Origin of the sequence: Yersinia frederiksenii ATCC 33641, assembly GCF_000754805.1 — a bacterium.
GTDB classification, from domain to species: Bacteria; Pseudomonadota; Gammaproteobacteria; order Enterobacterales; family Enterobacteriaceae; genus Yersinia; species Yersinia frederiksenii.
Genome location: NZ_KN150731.1, coordinates 4,673,598 through 4,692,573, shown reverse-complemented (window position 1 = coordinate 4,692,573; position 18,976 = coordinate 4,673,598). Strand labels below are relative to the sequence as shown.

The window sequence follows — 18,976 nt, the reverse complement described above, 5'->3', positions numbered from 1 at the left end:
AGGTTGATACCTCGCTCAGCCAAATTCGCCAGTTGGCTGAAAATTCGTTATTATCCGCTCCCACCCTCCCTCCGGGCAGCCTGATGTCTACGATTTTCGATACCTTTATTGCCCCGCCCTGCCATGACAAGATAGAGACGCTCTATCAAGACGATCATCTGGTGCTTATCAATAAACCCACCGGGTTGCTCAGCCTCTCAGGGAAAAATCCGCAAAATCTTGATTCAGTGCACCATCGATTGGTACAGATATTCCCCGGCTGCACCTTGGTCCACCGCCTTGATTTCGGTACTTCCGGGCTAATGGTGATTGCCCGCAATAAGGCTATCAATGCCGCCCTCTGCCAGCAGTTCAGCCAGCGCACAGTAACCAAAGTATACAGCGCAGTGCTCTGCGGGCATCTGGACGACAACGAAGGGGTAATAGACGCTGCGATAGCCAAAGACCCGGCGCTGTTTCCGTTGATGTCAATTTGCGCCATCCACGGCAAGCCCGCTCGCTCCCGTTATCAGGTGGTTGAGCGCTTCTATCACGAGTTGGAAGATAAGACGTTACAGCCGTTGACACGGGTGCAGCTAACCCCAGAGACCGGGCGCACCCATCAACTGCGCATCCACTGCCAACAGTTGGGCCACCCTATTTGGGGCTGCGACCTGTATGGCGGTCGCCTGCTGCCAGGTACCGAACTGACGCCGCGGCTGATGCTGCACGCCAGTGAGTTACATTTTGTTCATCCCATCAGCAAAGAGTGGATCAACGCCCGTAGTACCTGCCCGTTCTGAAAGCGAACGATTTATTTTTAAACTATGGTGATCAGCCCAAATGGGTGACTACGCTAATGTTTTTCCCTGAACAGGTTGAGCATAAAATATATATGAAAAGCCCTGAGGGACTTTTCATATATAAATATCTGCAAAACGATAATTACCACATCAAATCGTCAGGCACTTTAAAATCGGCATACGGATCTTCTTCATCTTGCTCTTTCTGACTAAGCGCACTATTTAATACAATACTATTCGCATCTCGCTGCGCAATTTTATCAGCGACACTCGCGGGGATAATAGCGTATGCACTTTCGCCACTGTTATCAGCAACCAAACGAGCAATGGCGAGACGACCACTAATCAATTGAGCTTGAGTCAGCTTATCCACCATTATTTTTTTAATTAAATTATTATCTGTAAAATTAAAACCAATATCGCCTTTTGAAATGTCGATTCTGTTCATTTCAATGAGCTGCTTCACCTGAGCTTTATACTCTTTAGATAGAGCGGCTTGTTTTTGTTGTTCACTTAGCTGTTTATCACGCTCAAGTTGAGCCTTTTTATTTTCTTCCACCGCCTCTCTTGCCTCACGAGCCTGCACTCGTGATTTCTTAGCCGTTCTTTGCACTTTAGCCATTTTTTTGCTGGTCACTAATCCAGCTTTTAACATCTGCTCTTGTAAGGTGAGTTTTGTCATCTTCGTTTCTAAACCAGTTGAATAATTTGTAGGATTATACCTGTAATTTTTGAGGCTGCACTAGGTTGCAGGCCCTGATAACTGTGTGGCATGAATTTAACGGGATCGATCAGCGTCTAGCGTGGCCGGCTCTCAACGTTCCGTTAATCATGTCTGCCGCTGTCACGAGATAAGGCGACTCCAGTCAGGGAAGCCATATTAGAGAAGCCTGTTGCAATTCAGTCAGGCCCAATAATTACGTGTAAAAGCTACAATGCATAGAAAATCAATACGGCAATACCGCCAAATAATAGCCATTTGATCAGATAGTAAACTCTGCGATTCCAGGCTTTCAGCCGTTTACCGACTTTGCGCACCGCATAAATATATTTAAATGCTCTATTAACACCCCCGGTACGATCCCCTTCTTCATTAGGTGCCGTGGCTGCAGTCATCAGATTACGCCCCAACCAATGATTAATCCATTGCGCCCAGCGATAACGCATTGGTCGCTCAATGTCGCAAAACAAAATAAGTCGGTTCTGCCCGCTTTGATTTTCAGCGTAGTGAATATAGGTTTCATCAAATAATATTCCTTCGCCATCGCGCCAGCTGTAAGTGGTGCCATCCACGTCAATAAAACAGCGATCGTCATTCGGCGTTATTAAACCCAAGTGATAACGCAAAGAGCCCGCATAAGGATCGCGGTGACGAGGTAAACGGCTGCCGTCCGGTAATTCAGCAAACATGGCGGCTTTCACTGAAGGCAGTCCCCGTAATAGTGAGGTGGTATAGGGGCACAGTGTCATTGCCGATGGATGACTGTCTTCATACCATTTCAAATAAAAACGCTTCCAACCCGTTTTAAAGAAAGAGTTAAAACCGGCATCATTATATTTATCCGACGCTTTTATTTGCTGGATGGCCATTAATGCTTTGCCCTCCTCCTTAATTTGTAACCAGTTATCGCGCAAAACGACCAGTTCGGGGAACAAATCCTGCTTTAAATAAGGTGTTGTCGGTACCCGCGAAAATAAGTACATGAAAACATTGATTGGCGAGACGAATGTCGAATGATCTGAAAGTTGACGCCAGAATTTATAACGAACCTTTCCGCGAAAATGCACATAGGCTATACACAAGATAAAGACCAATAACACTATATATTTCATGATGTCCTATCAATAAATATGGCTGGTTGCTAAATATTTAGTCTATCTCAACCAAATTTTCCAACTTAAAAAGATTAAAAATCATTACGACGATCAGCAACAGGGTGATTAGTAAGCAATAAATGTTTGGATATCAGTGTCATTGAGTGTAAAACATCCAATAAAACGACGTCCTTCAGGAAAATCATCACTGAGTTGGCGTAATAATTGTAATTCGAAACGCCCCGTCTCTAATGAATAACTTAGCAATCGAGCTTCAAGAAAATCAAAATAGCGCCCTAACTGGGGGAAAACGGCCTTAAATAAACTCTCTTTGGCTGAAAAAGCTAATGTGAGCAACTGATTGAAGGGCAATGGGCTGGCTTGAAAATAATGACGCTCTTCTTCACTGAGAATACCCGGCCATAAGTTTTCGGCTCTTTCGGCAGAAATTAAACTTTCGATATCCAAACCAACACCATGAATACGGTGCTTTACTGCTGTAAGTTCCACTACAGGCGTTATTATTTGCGCTGTGCATAAAGCACGTTGATTATTATGGCTGATACTCCCAATCAACCCGGTTGGCCACTGTGGCGCACGGTCGATCCCATTTGCCAATGGATAGTCACGGATTTCCAGCATATTGAGTACTTGTCGGGCGACAAAGCGACCTGCCAAATATTCAGCACGCCGTTTAGCGACTGCTTTTTGCAGATTACCTGGAAACGCAATGCCATAAACAGCAAATAGCTCATCCCGGTATTCATTGACATCAAAATCACATTTAGCCAAAAGTCCGTGAAACAGTGGCTGCCCATTCAAACCGCTGGCTGGCAGTGCGGTAAAGGTAAAGTTACGAATAAATACCGACGTCACGCGCTATCCTAATCATATTAATTCATGGGCATTTATAGTAGTTGTTAACCCGCATTGCCACAATATCTGTATCCCTCCCTTTTTAGCAGCAACCGGTTATTCCCTATTGAGTACCTGCAAAGTCTGCCATTAATCACATTTTCACTGAGTTTTAACCACCAATGAAATGCCACTTCACAATTATTGAAACGCGGTTCCTGACATTTCTTTTTCTGTGATAATGGTCAATTTAATAGCGAATATAAACCGCTAGGTTGAATGTCATAGGGATAAAGGAATAACCCTTTTATATACATTGATATAGCGATTCCACTATTAGAAATGATGCCTTTTATCTATTTGCTATACCCAGATAGTTGAAGTTTCAGCTAACAACGCTGCAGCTTCAAGTAACGAGGGTATAGTGACTTCTGGAGATGATTGAATGAAATTCCCTAAGCCTTTGCCAACACTGTGTCTAGCTATCTCTGCCATATTATTTAGCCAAATAGCATCTGCACAACAAATTAAAGCCGCCGATGTTCATCCCAAGGATTACCCCAATGTTGTCGCGGTTAAGAATATGGGCGACAAACTTAAGACGGCCACTGATGGGCGTTTGGAAATTAAAACCTTCCCTGGAGGGGTATTGGGTGATGAGAAACAAATGATCGAACAGGCTCAAATGGGAGCTATTGATATTATTCGTGTTTCGATGACGCCGGTGGCCTCTATTTTACCGGAGATCAGTGTCTTTACCCTGCCTTATATGTTCCGCGATGAAGATCACTTACATAAAGTGCTTGATGGCAAAGTTGGCCAGGAAATTGGTGATAAAATCACTAACAACAAAGACTCAAAATTAGTCTTCCTTGGCTGGATGGATTCCGGGACCCGTAACCTGATAACCAAGCAACCTGTAATTAAACCGGAAGACCTCAAGGGCATGAAAATTCGTGTTCAGGGCAGCCCAATTGCACTGGCTACGTTAAAAGCAATGGGGGCGAACTCTCTGAGCATGGGAGTGAGTGAAGTGTTCAGTGGCATGCAAACTGGGGTTATTGATGGTACTGAAAATAACGAACCGACCTTTGTTGCTCATAATTATCTGCCCGTCGTGAAAAACTATACCTTGAGTGGCCACTTTATTATTCCGGAACTGTTCCTTTATTCTAAAACCAAGTGGGATAAATTATCCCCCGAAGATCAACAAACCATTCTAAAACTGGCCAAAGAAGCGCAGGCCGAACAGCGCGTATTATGGCAAGCCTACGTACAGCAATCGCATGACAAGATGAAAGCCGGTGGTGTGCAATATCATGAGATTGACCGTGATTATTATTACAAGGCCACCCAGCCGGTACGCGATGAGTTTGGCAAAGATTATCAGGACCTCATAAAACAAATCAGCGCTGTCGAATAACACTATTCTGGCGGTATTAATGACGTTAATACCGCTGACATATATACCCAAAATCACTGACGTTGCAGCCAGTGCAGCTCATAGTGCTGCAACGTCAAGGATCAAGGGTAAACTGAGGTCACCGCTATGGCTCGCTTTTATCTATCAACGATGGATGCTTTATATCGCCTGTCAATCTGGGTAGCTGGTATTGCTTTAATTATTATGGTTGCAGTTATCCCTATGGGGATATTCGCCCGTTATATTCAAAACGATGGCTTATCTTGGCCTGAACCTGTCGCTATTTTATGCATGGTGACATTTACCTTTGTTGGCGCTGCTGCCAGTTATCGCTCGGGTTCACATATTGCAGTCAGTATGGTTACCGATCGCCTTTCAGTAACAGGTAAAAAAGTTTGTCTGTTCATGGTCGATTTACTGATGATAGTCATCAGCCTGTTTATTCTGATGTATAGCTACATCTTATGTAGCGAGCTTTGGTCACAACCGGTGGCTGAGTTCCCATTATTAACCGCCGGGCAAACTTATCTCCCACTGCCTATCGGCTCTGCTATTACCCTGTGCTTTATTCTTGAGCGCCTATTTTTTGGCCCGCAGACCCACCGCCCGGTCGTCATGATTGGTAATTCATAATTTGGGGAATTTTGCCTTATGGATGCATTTATTCTAGTTTTTACCCTGGCAATTTTGTTGGCAATTGGTGTACCGGTTGCCTATGCCGTGGGTCTGAGCGCCATAGCCGGCGCATTTTGGATTGATTTACCACTGGAAGCGGTAATGATCCAAATCACCAGCGGGGTAAACAAATTTTCATTATTGGCTATCCCATTCTTTATTCTGGCTGGCGCCATTATGGCGGAAGGCGGAATAGCACGGCGGCTGGTGAATTTCGCCTATATCTTCGTCGGTTTTATTCGCGGTGGCCTGTCCCTGGTCAATATTGTGGCCTCAACATTTTTTGGCGCAATCTCGGGTTCATCAGTGGCAGATACCGCCTCGATTGGTTCAGTAATGATCCCGGAAATGGATAAAAAAGGTTATCCACGTGATTTTGCTGCGGCCGTGACGGCGAGTGGTTCGGTGCAGGCAATATTGACGCCTCCCAGCCATAACTCGGTGATTTACTCACTGGCAACCGGCGGCACAGTCTCTATTGCGGCCCTGTTTATCGCCGGCATTCTGCCGGGCTTGCTGCTCAGTTTTACCTTGATGTTAATGTGTGTCGGCTTCGCCTATAAGCGCGGTTATCCTAAAGGTGAGCGGGTACCGTTTCGGCAAGCGCTCAAAATCTTTCTCGATACTCTGTGGGGACTGATGACGGTAGTCATCATCATGGGCGGCATTCTTTCAGGGGTGTTTACTGCCACGGAATCTGCTGCTATTGCGTGTTTATGGTCATTTTTTGTCACCATGTTTATCTACCGCGATTATAAATGGTCAGAATTGCCAAAACTGATGTATCGCACGGTAAAAACCGTCACTATCGTGATGATTTTGATCGGTTTTGCTGCCAGTTTTGGTGCCATCATGACCTACATGCAATTACCGGAACGTATCACTGAATTCTTTACCTCAGTTTCGGATAATAAATATGTCATTCTGATGTGCATCAATATCATGTTGCTGATGATTGGCACCTTGATGGACATGGCACCGCTGATTTTAATCCTGACGCCAGTATTGATGCCGGTAACGAATTCATTAGGTATTGATCCGGTGCACTTCGGCATGATTATGCTGATCAATCTGGGGATTGGCTTGATAACACCACCAGTCGGTTCAGTGCTGTTTGTTGCCAGCGCGGTGAGTAAACAGAAAATCGAGCAGGTGGTGAAGGCAATGCTGCCGTTTTACGGCGCGCTGCTTCTGGTGTTGATGCTGGTCACTTATGTTCCGGAGATTTCGCTGTGGTTGCCTAGAGTCTTTGGCGTTCACAACGGTTGATACGCAGTTAACGAAAGCGGGCCGCTGACTGGCCCGCCTCATAACAATTAAAGTCAAACGTTTAAATCAATACCACATGCTCATGATTGGCCAGCCCACCAGCAGCAGCATGGAGATGTAGAACACCCCCATGATTCCACCCAGTCGCCAGTAATCTTTTGATTTCACATAACCGCAGCCATAGATAATCACCCCAGGGCCTGTAGCATAAGGTGTCAGAACTCCCATTATCCCAATGGACAACACCAACAGCATAGATAAATGCTCCATCGGGACACCAGTCAATCCTTTACCTACTGCCAAAATAACCGGCAGCATGGTCGCCGTATGGGCAGACAAACTGGCGAACAAATAGTGAGAGAAATAGAACACCAGCACCAATGCCACCACCGTCATATTCGGTGAGAAGCCATCAAGATGGGTGCTCATAGTGGTGGCGAACCAATCAATAAAGCCGGAGCGAGTCAGTCCATTAGCCATCACCACCAAGGTAGCCAGATTGACCAATGTGTTCCAGGCGCTGGAGTATTTGGTGATATCCCGCCATGACACCACATGCAGAGCCAGCATCAGAGATACCGCCAGCAAACCTACCGCGGTCGCATCAATAAACTTGCCGCCAAATACCCATAGACACAAGCTCAACAGCACTAAACCAATCAAGATAGCTTCTTTACGAGTCAGTCCCCCCATCTCGGTGAGGGCCGTTTGCGCCCATGCCGCCACTTCATCACTTTTGGTGACACCGGGTTTATACAGCACATAAGAGAGCCAAGGCGCGACAATCAGCAAAATTAAACCCACGGGCAGAAACGCCAGGAACCACTGCATCCAGCCGATATGAACGCCAGCAATTTTATTGACGAATTCAATACCCAGCACGTTAGGAGCCGCGCCAGTAACAAACATCGAGGAGCTGATACTGGTGCCGATCACCATCATCCACATCAAATAACCGCCAATACGCCGTGATGATGGGTCGTTGGGGAATGAATCAAACAGAGGAGGCAAGTTTTTGACCACCGGGAATACCGTACCACCGGTACGTGCCGTATTTGACGGTGTAAAAGGCGCTAATAGAATATCAATGATAACAATGGCATAACCCAGTGTCAGTGTGCGTTTGCCCATGAACTTCACCATGAACAAAGCAATTCGACGCCCCAAGCCGGTGGCTTCATAGCCGAGTGCAAAAATGAATGCCCCGAAGACCAGCCAGACCGTGGTACTGGAGAATCCAGCCAGCCCCCATTTCAGTGATTCTTTGCCGCCATTAAAGCTGGTATCAGCCACTTCTGCGGCACTGAATAACACCCAGTCAGAGCTCAATACGCAAATCGTCACGGCAATAAAGCTTATCGCCGTCGCCGGAATCGGCTCTAAAATCATCCCGACAATCATGGCGACAAAAATCGCAAAATAGCGCCAGGCTTGAGGTGGCATCCCTTCCGGAGTCGGGATTAACAGCAGAACAGCCAGCACCACAAAAGGCGCGAGCGCTTTCCATAATTTCTCTTGCGACTTCAACATAAAGACACTCCTATAACACCGTTATTATTTTTGTGAGGGAGATGATGAGGGAACTGCGCCAGAAACCAGGTCAGGATCAGCAGGTCAGCACTGCCGCCGGGGCTCAGGTTGCGGGCGATGCATTGGGCGTCAAACACTCGCACCCGCCACTGGCTGAGAGGCTCACGCATCCCTGCCGGTGAGAGTGAAGACAGAATCTCTGCCGCCTGTTGTTGTAGCCATCGCAACCCGGCCATTCCGCCACGGGAAACCACATTGGTATCTCGATTGACGGACATCAAAATCAGCAAGGTATGCAATAAGGCATGGTCGGGTTGCGCCCCGTCGGCTAATAAGCGCCGGTACGCGGGTAAAGCATGGGTCAATACGGTGGCGAAACCGGATTCAGCCTCACCACGGGCACCACTCAAACCATGGTGATAAAACAGACGCTGACCCGCCGTTTGTTGAGGATTTGATTGGCGCAGTTCGCGCTCAGTTAACCCTCGGCATAATGTGGCAGCTTCCTGACAAATGGCTTCAGCGCTTATCGGCTCAGCACGCGCTTTCAACCGCCCAAGTGCACAGCAAATTAATCCCAAAGAAAAAACGCTGCCTTTATGGGTATTTACCCCGCCAGTGGCATTAAACATGCTGTTTTCGCAAGCTAGCCCCAGCGGTCGCAAGCTGTTCAGTGCCGCCTGTCCGGATAAATCACACTGGTGAATGCCGTGCTCGATAAAACGTGGCAGCCACGGAGCGATCGCCTCAGCGCTGTGGTAAAAATCGAGCAGCGCCATATCCTGATGTGCGCCACAGTTAACCCGGTCAACCAGGCCCGGTTTCGGTGTCAAATTCACTTCAGCCAGCATCGCCCGGTAAGCCAATGCGCCATAATGTTGTATAAAGTCAGATTGTTGCGCAAAATCCGGTGCGATGGCGGGCTCAGACCAAGCCAGTGGCTGTTGAGCCACGCTGTAGTCAGTGGGTTGCAGTTGTGGCATTGAGCATCAACTCCATCTGAGCCAGTAATTCATCAATGCTGTGGGTTTGCGCCCGAGCACAAACATTGGCTGGACGGTGGCACAGCAAACAGCGGCGTGGTGCCAAACCCACATCACGGCGCGATAAAATTCGCCCAGAAATATCAAGCACATCGATATCCCATAACCGGCCCTGTGGGTGCTTTAACTCAAGTAACAACGCGGCATCTTTCACTTGCTCGGCGGGCAAATCGACCGCAATCAGCCCCTCACAACCGGTTGGTAGCGGGAAAACTTCTTGCTGTATAACCGGCCAACATTGCTGTTGGCTCAGTGCCGTAATGGCATGCCACGCCAGAGCAAATAACTTGCGGGTCAAGGGGTTATCTTTCACCGCACCGGGGGCCACCAGCGTGAGTGAAATTAACGTAACCTGATGGCGGGCCAGCCAGAGTTGTTGTCTGGTTTGACGGGATTCACGGCTGGTAAGCAGCTCCGGTAAACTGATGGGCCGGTTGGCCGCTAATGTGGGGGAAAGAGTATTCATCATCTACTCCTGAATCTGATGAACAACGTCAATCACCGAACCGTCGCGGTAACGCACTACCGCCACCACACGATCAGTAAATTTGATGGGTTTTGGCGCACCAGTCAGAATCAAAGCCCGTTGATAGAGCCAATCAATGGTCACCACCGGCAAACCGGCTTGTTGCAAGCGCTCGGCCAATTCTGGTCGTGCTGGATTTACTGCAATCCCGTGATCGGTCACAAGAATGTCCACACTGGAACCCGGCGTCACACAGGTTGTCACTTCATTGACCAAGGTTGGAATACGTCCACGCACCAATGGCGCGACAATGATCGACAACCGGGCAGCAACTGCGGTATCGCAATGACCACCAGAAGCGCCGCGCAATACCCCGTCCGAACCGGTCAGCACATTGACGTTAAAACCGGTGTCAATTTCCAAGGCACTGAGCACCACCACATCCAACCGGTCAACAGATGCACCTTTCGAACTGAAGTTGGCGTATTGATTCGCACTAATTTCAATATGACGTGGGTTTCGTGCCAGAGAGGACGCGGCCTGCCGGTCAAAACTTTGTACATCCAGCAGCTTGGTGATTAGCCCTTTTTCATGCAGTTCCACCATGGTTGAGGTGATACCACCGAGGGCAAAAGCGGCGGTAATATTACGCCGTAACATTTTGTCCTCAAGGAAACGTGTCACTGCCAACGACGCCCCGCCGGTGCCGGTCTGTAATGAAAAACCATCGACAAAGTATCCTGACCCGGCAATCACGTCAGCCGCACGCCGAGCAATCAGTAACTCGCGGGGATTGGAGGTCATACGGGTGGTATCAGCGCCAATCTTGTCGGCATCACCCACCTGCTCCACTTGAACAATCAAGTCAACCTGATCCTGAGTGATGCTGGCCGGGTGATGAGGATAGGCCACCAGCGCTTCAGTCAGCAGCACCACACAATCGGCATATTCAGCATCGACCCGGGCATAGCCCAGAGAACCGCAGCAGGCATTACCACTGAAACCATTGGTATTTCCGAACTCGTCACAAGCTGGCACCCCAATAAAGGCGACATCAATGGTCAACTCACCAGACTCGATTAAATTAACGCGACCGCCGTGGGAATGAACCTGAACCGGTTTCGCCAATAACCCGCGTGACACTTCCTCAGCCAGAGGCCCGCGCATACCAGAGGTATAAATCTCACTCACCACACCATTTCGGATATGCTCAACTAACGGCGAGTGGCAATCGCTGAGGGAACTGGAAGCCAACCGCAGATTTTTGAATCCCATAGCAGCAATGGCATTCATCACCAAATTCAAGGTTAAATCACCAGCCCGGAAAGCATGGTGAAACGAGATGGTCATACCATCTTGCAATCCAGAGCGGCGGATTGCGCTTTCCAAAGAATCACAAATCTTGATGTTGCGAGGTTTCTGCGCCTGTAAATTGGCTTTAGAAGTGTTCTGATACAGGTGATATGCCGGGCTGTTATCCTGACAATGACTTAGACTTTCTACTCGTTGTTGCCTATTCATCTCTTATTCCTCACGCAGGCCACTGACCGCACGTTGTAAAACCAACCGCGCCCGCTCAATCACTGGGCTATCCACCATCTTGCCGTTCAGGGAAACCACACCTCGCCCTTCGGCCTCTGCTGCTGCGGCGGCATCGACAACTGCTTGTGCATGGCGAACTTCTTTTTCGGTCGGGGCATAGAGGTTGTGTAACAGCTCGATTTGGCGGGGGTTAATCAGTGATTTGCCATCAAATCCCAATTGCTTGATGAGGGCGGCTTCCTGCAAGAAACCCGCTTCGTTATTGGCATCGGAATACACGGTATCGAAGGCTTGGATGCCGACAGCGCGAGCGGCCTGTAAAATTGAGCAGCGCGCAAACAGCAGTTCAATACCCTCCGGTGAACGTTCGGTGCGCAAGTTGCGAACATAGTCCTCTGCACCCAAAGCGATCCCCATCAAACGCGGAGAGGCTTGTGCAATAGCCAATGCCTGAGTAATGCCCTGCGCCGACTCAATCGCGGCTAACAAGCCGGTGCTCCCCACTTCACGACCACACTCCGCCTCGATACGGTTGATTTCTTGCGCCATATCTTCCACATCTTTCGCGTTATCTGTTTTAGGTAAACGCACGATATCCGCGCCACCACGCACCACAGCTTCCAAATCTGCCAAACCGTAAGCTGAGTCCAATGCATTGACACGCACGATGGTTTCCACATCTTGGTAAAGCGGATGTTGGAGGGCGTGATAAACCAAACGTCGGGCGGCATCTTTTTCACGCAGGATGACGGAGTCTTCCAGATCAAACATCAATGCATCAGCCTGATAAATAAAAGCATTACTGACCATTGCGGCATTAGCACCGGGAACAAACAACATGCTGCGGCGCATTCTGTTTTTCATTTCAGGTTTCACAGTGAAGCTCTCCATGGCAGAATTTTTTCATCACAGGCCCTGAGCAGAGCAGTCTCTAACCGAGCTTGCAAAACGCAATCCAGTGCACCTTTATCGTCAATAATCAGTTGCACTCCGCTAACCCGATACTGTTCCAGTAACGCCAATACGCTGTATCGAATGGCTTCACCAAACTGCTTATCCACACTGCTGTGAATTTGCAGGTCTACTTCGGGTGGATTCAATGGCGCAATTCGCACCATGACGTCGCTTGACTCCAGCGTTCCAGCGACGGCCTCTCTGATAATTTTCATTTTTCACCTGATTAACTTGTCTTCAATTTCGTGGTTGCTGACTTACGTATCAGTCCCTATCTTTGCGCCCTGCTTTAGTCGACTAAAACAGGGCTGGATTCTTTGCTGGTGTGCCGAGCTTCTCCGCACTCACCGTTTTTTGTGCACGTTGTGCCAACAACCGCTGTAGATAGTGGCAAGTGGCAGGCGGGACTAATTTACGAATGGTTTCACCGTCCCCCTGCGCCAATAATTTGCGTACCCAAGAGGCGGAAATTGCGGTGTTGTGGTATTTAAGGCGCTCAATCTCTACCAGTAAAATTGGCGGATATGGCAATGACGGCGTTTCTAACCAGAAGCCCATGTCGCGGTTATATTTGGCGGTCACAGTACAAAATGGTTCGGTACCAACAAAACGGTGAGTCACCCCTAGTGCCGGAGCCAAATATTGGCGGAATATTTTTAAGTCAATTTCGGTATAGCAGTCGTCTGCCACGCCTTGATCTTTAATGAAATAACACGGGAAGGTGGCTCGAGAAATCATATATTCCGAACCGGGGTGCACGGTGAGATTAGTGATATCTTGTGTGCCCTCAAGGACTAATTGCAGCCGGTCTTCATAAGGAAAACGGGAATTATCTTCTTTCACCAAAAATAGATGTAACCAATCACACTGTGCCGCAGCCTGGCGAACTAAATATTGGTGTCCGCGGGTAAATGGATTGGCATTCATTACGATGCTGCCAATTTTTTGTCCTGGCTGGCGTAATTGACTCAATTGTTTGGCATAGCGCTGCAAGCGGCAGTCACTATTTTCCATCAGCACCACAATACCGGGGACACTTGCGATAGGATAAAAGCCACAGGCTTTAAATAAGCTTTCATTTCTAGTTTTGGTATAAATAAACAGGTGGCTGTGATGACGTTCGTAAGCCAAATTGACCAACTCTGTTGCCAGTGTTAATGCCAACCCTTCACCTCTGACTTGCTCGCTAATTGCCACACATTTGATAATATTTCCGGCAATACCCCCACAAGCTACAAGCGTCTCATTACGGCTTACGGTAATAAACACCTCAACAGTGGTATCTATATTCAGATCATTAGCCCGCAAGAATCGCGTTATTTCTGCAATCTGTTGGTGGTCTGAACGATTAATTCGATTAAATACCGTGTCCATAATTCACTCTCTACCATAACGTTTACATAACAAATAAAGAACAAGTTAAAATATTGAGAATAAAATAAATAAAAACAGACTCTTTAAATAAAATATTCACATAAAAACAACAATTTAAAATAAATCAAAACAGACTGATTTTTAATTTTAATTAAATAGCGAGCACATGCTAAACATAAAAATAGCGCGGTTAATTGACCTATTTCACATATAAGAGAGTAAATATAAGTTATTTAATGGTTTTAATTTTCTTAATTATTAATATGTATTTTTATTTCTCTTAGCTATTTAATTATTTCTTAAATTAACTTATGTTAATGCCATAGATTCTAATATCTCGAAAATTTAGGGCTACAGATAGACAGTCAGCAAATCTGCAACCTCAAGAACGAAGGATATTTGTTAATTAAGGTGAGTAGCTTGTCGATTCCTTGCACAGTAGGAAAATTAACATGGCGTGGCCGAATATGGAGCCGATTGAAAAATATGGCCTTCCCGCTACGTATATTCCTCCTGCTATTAACTGTTTCAATCCTGTTGACCGGGGCATTGGATCGGTTTCTCAGCCACAATTTTGAACAATACCTGCTGGATCAAGTCAGTAAGACCGCAATGAATCAGGCCAAAATAATTGCGTCGATGGATTCTGTAGTCAATGCCGTGAAACATCGTGATAAAGCCCAGTTGGCAAACATTGTCGGCAAGCTCGGCAATACCTCAGATCTTGATTACCTCGTGATAGGTGACACCCAGTCGATTCGCCTTTATCACCCTAATCCGGAGAAGATTGGTTACCCGATGCAGTGGACTAAGCCCGGTGCGTTGGAACGCGGTGAGAGCTATATTATTTTCGGCAAAGGCTCGATGGGTGAAGCTATGCGCGCCAAAACCCCAATTCGTGATGAACAGGGAAAAATTATCGGGGTGGTTTCTCTGGGTTATCTGATCAGCAAAATAGACCACTGGCGACTGGTTTACCTCCTGCCACTCACCCACTCTTTTCTCATTGTTCTGGCGGTATTACTGCTGCTGTCATGGCAATTTGCCAACCATATTCGCCGCCAAATGATGGGGATGGAACCTAAAGAGATAGCCCGAGTTTTACGCCAGCAAGAGGCTCTGTTCGGGGCGGTATTTGAAGGGCTATTAGCCGTAGATCCTGAGGGAAGGATCACTGCAATCAATCAAAATGCGCGTAAAATGCTGCACATATCTGCCACGCCACAGCAGTTGATTGGTCGAAAAGTTAGTGAAGTGGTTTCTCCTGACCATTTCTTTCACGATCAAGCCGGTGATAATCGCCAAGATGAACTTTGTACTTTCAATGGCTTGAATGCCATCGCTAACCGTGCCGGTATTTGGTCAGAGGAGGGAGTGTTTCAAGGCTGGGTGGTGAGTTTCCGTAGTCAGGATGATATCCATACTCTCAGTGCTCAACTCAGTCAGATTAAGCAATATGTCGAGAATCTGCGCACAGTACGCCACGAGCATTTGAATTGGATGTCGACCATGAGTGGCTTATTGCAGATGAAAGAGTTTGACCGGGCTTTAGAGATGGTAAAAACCGAGTCATCCTCCCATCAGGCGCTGATTGATATGTTACGTACTGCCTTCAATAACCGACAGATTGCGGCGTTACTGTTTGGTAAATACCACCGGGCACGGGAGTTAGGGTTGACGTTAAACTTTGTTCCGGGTTGCCAGTTAGCTAATCTGCCGCCCAATATTGGCGAAAATGAATTGGCCGCCATTATGGGAAACTTGCTGGATAATGCTTTTGAAGCCAGCTTGAAAAACCCAGAGGGTGATAAGCAGGTTGAAATTTACCTGTCTGATGAGGGCGATGACCTAATTTTAGAGGTCGCTGACCATGGTTGCGGTATTGACCCGCAACTACAGGACAGTTTGTTCGAACGCGGTATCAGTTCCAAAAATTCCGATGATCATGGTATTGGCCTGTATTTGGTCGCGACTTATGTTCAGCAAAGTGGCGGCACCATTACGATAGAAGAGAATCCGCCGCGCGGCACCTTATTTACAGTCTTTATTCCGAAGACGCATTGATCTCAAAGACGGGGAGATCCTATGGAATGGCTTAATATTTTAGTGGTAGAAGACGAAACTCCACTGGCAGAAATGCACGCAGAATTCATCAAGCAGAGCAGTTATTGCCGTGAAGTTTGGCTGGCGGGTAATTTGCAACAAGCCCGCAGTATGGTGGCTCGTTTTCATCCTGATTTGATTCTGCTGGATAACTATCTGCCGGATGGAAGAGGTTTGTAATTATTACGTGAATTGACGCTACAGGGGTTTTCTGGTGGCATTATTTTCGTCACTGCGGCCAGTGATAGCGAAACCGTATCAGAAGCGATTCGTTATGGGGTTTTTGATTACCTGATAAAACCGGTGGCTTATGAGCGGCTAGAACAGTCATTAGCCCGCTACAGTCACCGCCATCAAGTGTTGCAGGACGGTACTAAGGTCAATCAGCGCCAAATTGATGAAATGTATAACACCTATGCCCGTGGCGAGCAGAAAGTGACATTGCCATTGGGGATTGACCAAATGACGCTGGACAAAATCCAGACTCTATTCAGTAATAATGCCGATGAGTACACCGCGGAAAATGTTGCACAAGCACTCGGATTAAGCCGGACTACCGCCCGCCGTTATCTGGAGTTCTGCGCCGCTAATCAAGCCCTGCAAGCCGAGATTATTTATGGCAAGGTTGGTCGCCCACAACGTATTTATCGCAGCAAAAAACCGCTGTAATAGCTCAATCCCCCACCACCGGCGCTCCACACCCTCCTGTGGAGCGCCACATTTTTCAGTAACAAATGCCTATTCCTTGGTCGGATTTATCTTGCATATGTTAAGCCTCTTACATTTCTGATAACAATTATTGCCACGCTAATGATTGATGAGCATCATGCAGACTGTGTTCCGCAATAATGAAGAATCATGATTAACGTCGCATTGATAGATGACCATATTGTCGTCCGCTCGGGTTTTGCGCAGTTGTTATCGCTGGAAAAAGATATTCGTATTGTTGGCGAATATGGTTCAGCGGCTGAGGCTTGGGCCGATTTGCCCAATATTGATGTGCATGTCGCCGTCATGGATATTTCAATGCCAGACGAAAGTGGATTAAGTTTGCTCAAACGTCTGCGCCAGAAAATCCCCCATTTCCGCGCCATAATTCTGAGCATCTATGACACCACCGCATTTGTACAAAGCGCGATGGATGCAGGTGCCAGTGGCTATCTGACCAAACGTTGTGGCCCGGATGAATTGGTACAAGCACTCCGTACTGTCAGTGGTGGCGGCTTTTATCTGTGTGCCGATGCTCTGCGGGCATTGCGCCACATGCCACAACAACCGCAACAACTGGCCGTTCTCACACCACGGGAAAAAGAAGTTTTCCAACTACTGATCAATGGAATCAGTGTCAAATCCATTGCCGAGCAACTCTTTCTCAGCCATAAAACTGTCCATGTCCATCGCGCCAATATTCTGGGTAAATTGAATTGCGAAACCACCGTCGAGCTAGTGCATTTCGCTCTGCAACACCAGTTATTGGCAGGTAACTGATGTGGCAACTGCGCTCAGTAGGGCTGTCGCTGTTTTTGGTGATCTTCTTCTCCCTGAGTTGGTTGGCACTCTGGACTATCAGCTTTTACCTCAGTGATGATGGTTTGCACGCCGTGCTGCTCTTGCCACAAGGTCTGCGACTGGCTTTGATGATTCTGCTACCACGCCGCTATTGGTCGGTATTATTGTTGACCGAGTGCGCAGCATTATGGTGGCTTCACAGTGAAGCATTGCAACCCACCGCATGGATTATGTTGTCCCCTTTACTGAGTCTACTCCCCGCCGGATTGACCCAGCATTTTTGGCATCACTACACACTTTATTGGCAGCGGTTGTTATTACTGCTTACCGCCGTCACCGCCAACAGCCTGCTGCACGGGCTGGTACTGGGCTTTTGGCTACCTTTGCCGCTAACTCAAACACTGCTGGCCACCTTTACCGGTGGCATTCTGCTGGTGCCCTTTACTTATCTAATCTACGAATATTTAAAGCAGCAACATATCCGAAACCTGTTTTCTCAGCAGATGCCTGACCCACCGTTGCGCACATCGCTGCTGGTGTGGTGCTCGCTGATTTTCGCCATTGGGGTTTGTGTACAAATGACCATAGCCCCCAATATGGAGCGTCTGCTACTGATTTTTGTCTTCCTGCCTAATGTGTTTATGGCCTACAAATTCGGCTGGCAAGGTGGGGTTTTAGCGGCAGTCTTAGGTAGCCTGATGATCACTGTAACCCGGCAGGCCAGTGGTGCATTTCATGATCTGGCCGAACTGGAGTTGTTCCTCTCGACTCAAGCATTACTGGGAATGACACTGGGGATAGCCATTAGCCGTCAGCAGCAACTCGCGCAACACCTGCACCGCTATCGCAATCAGTTGGAACAAGAGTTACAAACTCGTCGCAAGTTAATGAAAAGATTGGTGCATACCGAAGAAGATGTCCGTAAAGAGATTGCCCGCGAGTTACACGATGAAATAGGTCAGAATATCACTGCCATCCAAATTCAGGCGATGCTGGTTAACCGCAGTGCGCCCTCTCCGGCAGCGCAGTCAGCCGCCAATCAAATTAGCAGTCTGTCACAACGTATTCACCAAACGACTCGTCAATTATTACGTCAACTGCGCCCACCGGTGCTGGATGAGATGCCACTGGATCAGGCGCTACACCATCTGGCGGAAGAGTTTGCTTTTGCTGAGCAAGGGATTAACTTCCAGTTGGACTATGCTCTGCCACCGACCCCCGCTGAAGATGTAGTGATCTTTACCCTCTATCGTCTGGTGCAAGAGTTACTCAATAACATCAATAAACATGCTAATGCCCGCAATGTTCAAGTCAGTCTGCGTCAAACCGACAATATTATTACCCTGGATGTACGTGATGACGGCACGGGGATCGCCGCACAATCACCCGGTGGCGGGTTTGGCCTACGCGGAATTGAAGAGCGAGTGCGAGCACTCGGCGGTGACTGGCTTTTACAACGCCGTTTGGGCACCCGCGTGGTCGTGAACCTGCCGACCCATGTTCGGACTAATGACTCTGTGAGCCTGTCCACAGAACTGCATCAAAAGCCCTCATAAATAAGCATTATTCCTAGTCGTCTACAACCTTGTCTCATCTCTTTTACTTTTGCCTTCCTTACACTCATTTCAATTACCGG

At 47.6% G+C, this 18,976-nt stretch carries 17 protein-coding genes and 1 pseudogene; 8 read left to right on the top strand and 10 right to left on the bottom strand.

The genetic code is table 11. From position 1 onward, the window contains the following. Positions 1-83 precede the first annotated feature (83 nt). Entirely contained in the window at positions 84-782 is a 699-nt protein-coding gene (locus DJ58_RS01215; RefSeq protein ID WP_032911435.1) for an RluA family pseudouridine synthase, read from the top strand. 142 nt (positions 783-924) lie between these two features. Here DJ58_RS01215 and DJ58_RS01220 read toward each other — a convergent pair whose 3' ends face one another. The 3 genes from DJ58_RS01220 to DJ58_RS01230 all read right to left on the bottom strand — a co-directional run bounded on the left by DJ58_RS01220 (position 925) and on the right by DJ58_RS01230 (position 3,473). After that, positions 925-1,464, bottom strand: a complete 540-nt coding sequence (locus DJ58_RS01220) for a DUF2058 domain-containing protein (RefSeq protein WP_032913285.1) — start codon at positions 1,462-1,464, stop codon at positions 925-927. A 248-nt stretch (positions 1,465-1,712) separates the two neighbouring features. Beyond that, positions 1,713-2,615, bottom strand: a complete 903-nt coding sequence (lpxO, locus tag DJ58_RS01225) for a lipid A hydroxylase LpxO (RefSeq protein WP_032911433.1) — start codon at positions 2,613-2,615, stop codon at positions 1,713-1,715. A gap of 108 nt (positions 2,616-2,723) precedes the next feature. Continuing rightward, positions 2,724-3,473, bottom strand: a complete 750-nt coding sequence (locus tag DJ58_RS01230) for a 4'-phosphopantetheinyl transferase family protein (RefSeq protein ID WP_004710353.1) — start codon at positions 3,471-3,473, stop codon at positions 2,724-2,726. A 424-nt stretch (positions 3,474-3,897) separates the two neighbouring features. On the opposite strand from DJ58_RS01230, the gene DJ58_RS01235 reads away from it, so the two are divergent. The 3 genes from DJ58_RS01235 (at position 3,898) to DJ58_RS01245 (ending at position 6,819) form a co-directional block, all read left to right on the top strand. Beyond that, positions 3,898-4,875, top strand: coding sequence for a TRAP transporter substrate-binding protein (locus DJ58_RS01235; protein WP_004710351.1), 978 nt, complete (start codon positions 3,898-3,900; stop codon positions 4,873-4,875). Between the two features lie 126 nt (positions 4,876-5,001). Next, on the top strand, positions 5,002-5,508 hold the full coding sequence (locus DJ58_RS01240; RefSeq protein WP_004710350.1) for a TRAP transporter small permease: 507 nt from the start codon (positions 5,002-5,004) through the stop codon (positions 5,506-5,508). 18 nt (positions 5,509-5,526) lie between these two features. Then, positions 5,527-6,819 carry a TRAP transporter large permease gene (locus tag DJ58_RS01245; protein ID WP_004710348.1) on the top strand — a complete coding sequence of 431 codons (1,293 nt, stop codon included), beginning with the start codon at positions 5,527-5,529 and terminating at the stop codon, positions 6,817-6,819. A gap of 66 nt (positions 6,820-6,885) precedes the next feature. Here DJ58_RS01245 and DJ58_RS01250 read toward each other — a convergent pair whose 3' ends face one another. The 7 genes from DJ58_RS01250 to citC form a co-directional block, all read right to left on the bottom strand. Further along, positions 6,886-8,349, bottom strand: coding sequence for an anion permease (locus DJ58_RS01250; RefSeq protein ID WP_032911431.1), 1,464 nt, complete (start codon positions 8,347-8,349; stop codon positions 6,886-6,888). Then, positions 8,343-9,332 carry a triphosphoribosyl-dephospho-CoA synthase CitG gene (gene citG / locus DJ58_RS01255; protein ID WP_080544653.1) on the bottom strand — a complete coding sequence of 330 codons (990 nt, stop codon included), beginning with the start codon at positions 9,330-9,332 and terminating at the stop codon, positions 8,343-8,345. Before citG ends, DJ58_RS01250 begins: the two co-directional genes overlap by 7 nt. Beyond that, a complete protein-coding gene (gene citX, locus DJ58_RS01260; RefSeq protein WP_032911429.1) occupies positions 9,310-9,858 on the bottom strand; it encodes a citrate lyase holo-[acyl-carrier protein] synthase in 549 nt (182 codons plus the stop codon). Before citX ends, citG begins: the two co-directional genes overlap by 23 nt. Before the next feature lie 3 nt (positions 9,859-9,861). Further along, complete coding sequence (citF, locus tag DJ58_RS01265) at positions 9,862-11,379, bottom strand: citrate lyase subunit alpha (RefSeq protein WP_004710341.1); 1,518 nt, start codon at positions 11,377-11,379, stop codon at positions 9,862-9,864. 3 nt (positions 11,380-11,382) lie between these two features. After that, positions 11,383-12,264, bottom strand: a complete 882-nt coding sequence (locus tag DJ58_RS01270) for an aldolase/citrate lyase family protein (protein WP_004710339.1) — start codon at positions 12,262-12,264, stop codon at positions 11,383-11,385. Positions 12,265-12,272: 8 nt separating this feature from the next. Then, entirely contained in the window at positions 12,273-12,569 is a 297-nt protein-coding gene (gene citD, locus DJ58_RS01275) for a citrate lyase acyl carrier protein (RefSeq protein ID WP_004710338.1), read from the bottom strand. Positions 12,570-12,651: 82 nt separating this feature from the next. Next, a complete protein-coding gene (gene citC, locus DJ58_RS01280; protein ID WP_004710336.1) occupies positions 12,652-13,728 on the bottom strand; it encodes a [citrate (pro-3S)-lyase] ligase in 1,077 nt (358 codons plus the stop codon). Positions 13,729-14,148: 420 nt separating this feature from the next. Between citC and dpiB the strand changes: the two genes are divergently transcribed. The 4 genes and pseudogenes from dpiB (at position 14,149) to DJ58_RS01295 (ending at position 18,896) form a co-directional block, all read left to right on the top strand. After that, the gene (gene dpiB, locus DJ58_RS01285) at positions 14,149-15,792 is read left to right on the top strand and encodes a sensor histidine kinase DpiB (RefSeq protein ID WP_425273833.1); all 1,644 of its coding nucleotides are present in this window, start codon (positions 14,149-14,151) and stop codon (positions 15,790-15,792) included. A 21-nt stretch (positions 15,793-15,813) separates the two neighbouring features. Next, positions 15,814-16,500 (top strand): annotated as a pseudogene (gene dpiA, locus DJ58_RS0122045) (two-component response regulator DpiA). A 189-nt stretch (positions 16,501-16,689) separates the two neighbouring features. Beyond that, on the top strand, positions 16,690-17,319 hold the full coding sequence (locus DJ58_RS01290; protein WP_032911427.1) for a response regulator transcription factor: 630 nt from the start codon (positions 16,690-16,692) through the stop codon (positions 17,317-17,319). Then, entirely contained in the window at positions 17,319-18,896 is a 1,578-nt protein-coding gene (locus tag DJ58_RS01295) for an MASE1 domain-containing sensor histidine kinase (protein ID WP_004710328.1), read from the top strand. The genes DJ58_RS01290 and DJ58_RS01295 overlap by 1 nt, the downstream gene beginning before the upstream one ends. Positions 18,897-18,976: the final 80 nt, after the last annotated feature.

What these genes read in the sequence shown, in the direction of transcription:
- citD (WP_004710338.1), bottom strand. Translation starts at nt 12,569, where the DNA reads ATGAAAATTATCAGAGAGGCCGTCGCTGGAACGCTGGAGTCAAGCGAC.
- citC (WP_004710336.1), bottom strand. Translation starts at nt 13,728, where the DNA reads ATGGACACGGTATTTAATCGAATTAATCGTTCAGACCACCAACAGATT.
- DJ58_RS01240 (WP_004710350.1), top strand. Translation starts at nt 5,002, where the DNA reads ATGGCTCGCTTTTATCTATCAACGATGGATGCTTTATATCGCCTGTCA.
- DJ58_RS01215 (WP_032911435.1), top strand. Translation starts at nt 84, where the DNA reads ATGTCTACGATTTTCGATACCTTTATTGCCCCGCCCTGCCATGACAAG.
- DJ58_RS01290 (WP_032911427.1), top strand. Translation starts at nt 16,690, where the DNA reads ATGATTAACGTCGCATTGATAGATGACCATATTGTCGTCCGCTCGGGT.
- DJ58_RS01220 (WP_032913285.1), bottom strand. Translation starts at nt 1,464, where the DNA reads ATGACAAAACTCACCTTACAAGAGCAGATGTTAAAAGCTGGATTAGTG.
- DJ58_RS01235 (WP_004710351.1), top strand. Translation starts at nt 3,898, where the DNA reads ATGAAATTCCCTAAGCCTTTGCCAACACTGTGTCTAGCTATCTCTGCC.
- citX (WP_032911429.1), bottom strand. Translation starts at nt 9,858, where the DNA reads ATGAATACTCTTTCCCCCACATTAGCGGCCAACCGGCCCATCAGTTTA.
- DJ58_RS01245 (WP_004710348.1), top strand. Translation starts at nt 5,527, where the DNA reads ATGGATGCATTTATTCTAGTTTTTACCCTGGCAATTTTGTTGGCAATT.
- citF (WP_004710341.1), bottom strand. Translation starts at nt 11,379, where the DNA reads ATGAATAGGCAACAACGAGTAGAAAGTCTAAGTCATTGTCAGGATAAC.
- DJ58_RS01250 (WP_032911431.1), bottom strand. Translation starts at nt 8,349, where the DNA reads ATGTTGAAGTCGCAAGAGAAATTATGGAAAGCGCTCGCGCCTTTTGTG.
- DJ58_RS01270 (WP_004710339.1), bottom strand. Translation starts at nt 12,264, where the DNA reads ATGAAAAACAGAATGCGCCGCAGCATGTTGTTTGTTCCCGGTGCTAAT.
- citG (WP_080544653.1), bottom strand. Translation starts at nt 9,332, where the DNA reads ATGCCACAACTGCAACCCACTGACTACAGCGTGGCTCAACAGCCACTG.
- lpxO (WP_032911433.1), bottom strand. Translation starts at nt 2,615, where the DNA reads ATGAAATATATAGTGTTATTGGTCTTTATCTTGTGTATAGCCTATGTG.
- DJ58_RS01295 (WP_004710328.1), top strand. Translation starts at nt 17,319, where the DNA reads ATGTGGCAACTGCGCTCAGTAGGGCTGTCGCTGTTTTTGGTGATCTTC.